The sequence below is a fragment of the Pseudochrobactrum lubricantis genome (genome assembly GCF_041929865.1).
In the GTDB taxonomy this organism is placed as follows: domain Bacteria; phylum Pseudomonadota; class Alphaproteobacteria; order Rhizobiales; family Rhizobiaceae; genus Pseudochrobactrum; species Pseudochrobactrum saccharolyticum.
In genome coordinates this window covers 1-1464 of sequence record NZ_JBHEEE010000038.1, presented here as the reverse complement: position 1 = coordinate 1464, position 1464 = coordinate 1, and the positions used below count along the sequence as shown (strand labels likewise).

Here is a 1464-nt window from a genome sequence, read left to right as displayed (position 1 = left end):
TCAGCGAAACAGTACGACCGGCACTTTGCAGGACCGGATCATCTCGGTTGTTGTTGAGCCGATGAAGAGGTTGCGCAGGCGCGAGTGGCTGTAGGCGCCCATGGCGAGGAGGTCGTAGCCCTCTTTCTCCACGGTTTCAGAAATCACCTTATCGGCCGATCCCTGGATGAGGGCGACTTCTGGTGCATAGCCGGCAGCCTTCAGGATTACGGCCGCATCATCGAGCTTCTTGCGGTTCTCCAGTGTATCGGCTCCCGCCATTAATAGCTTGGCACCGAGATCGTCAAAAATCGGGCTGCGGGAGATCTGGTCCACCGTCTTGATGGCCATTGTTCCGCCGTCATAAGCGATCAGAAGTTTGTTGACCGGCTTGAACGCTCGTGAGGCGATAACGATCGCATTGTGGGTCGAGCGCACTACGCGTTCGAGGTTGGATCCAAGGTGGCTCTTGGCAAAGTCGGCACCTTCGCCGCGTTTGCCGATGACGATAATGTCCGCGTTTGTCTCAAACTCCTGCACAGTCTCGACCAGGTCGCCGTTACGAAGCTTGGTCTCGACGTTCTGGACACCGGCGGCCTGAAGGTGAGCGTTCGCCTCATCCAGCAGTAGTCGTCCACGTGCAAGAGCGACCTTGGCCTTCTGCGCATCCAGATCGGCAAGTTCCTCGAGCAGGGCGGTACGCGCGCCAAGCCCGATACTGCCGCTGAGGTTAACCGGCTCGCTCGACAGGTCGCGACGACCGATCACATGGAGGATCTCCACCGTCACGTCGGTCTTGCTGGCAATCCAGGCGATGTGATCGCAGACGCTCTTTGCATAGGCAGAGCCGTCAATCAGTCCAAGTATTCTTGTCATTTGTATGTTCCTCCCTTAATGGCCCATCAGGCGTTCCATTGCGCCGGGCTTATCGTGGATTGCGAGCTTGTCGACGATGGTTTCGCTCGCCTGATTGAGGCCGATGATCTCGACGTCGGCGCCTTCGCGACGAAACTTCAGCACGATCATGTCGAGTGCCGCGACGCTGGAAATATCCCAGATATGGGCATGGCTGACGTCGATCGTGACCTTGTCAAGAGATTCCTTGAAATCGAAGGCCTTGTTAAAATCCTCGACAGAGGCGAAGAACACCTGGCCTTCGACGGTATAGGTACGATGTGCACCGCTAGCCGACAAAACCGAGGTGATGCGGAAAATCTGCGAGATCTTCCAGGCAAAGAAGACGGCCGACAACAGGACACCGACGAGGACGCCGATGGCGAGGTTATGGGTGTAGACGACGCCTATGACGGTCGCGATCATCACGATCGAGGACGAACGCGGATGATCCTTCAGGTTCTTGATCGACGACCAAGAGAAGGTGCCGATCGAGACCATGATCATGATGGCCACGAGTGCCGCCATCGGGATCTGGCTGACCCAATCACCAAGAACGAGGATCATGAACAGCAAAAACACACCGGCGCA

General features: G+C 56.8%; 2 protein-coding genes. Both read right to left on the bottom strand.

Annotated elements, in window-relative coordinates:
• On the bottom strand, positions 1 to 855 hold the full coding sequence (locus JNC80_RS19895) for a universal stress protein (RefSeq protein ID WP_376711409.1): 855 nt from the start codon (positions 853 to 855) through the stop codon (positions 1 to 3).
• A 15-nt stretch (positions 856 to 870) separates the two neighbouring features.
• The coding region (locus JNC80_RS19890) for a SulP family inorganic anion transporter (RefSeq protein ID WP_376711408.1) at positions 871 to 1464 on the bottom strand (594 nt) is incomplete at its 5' end.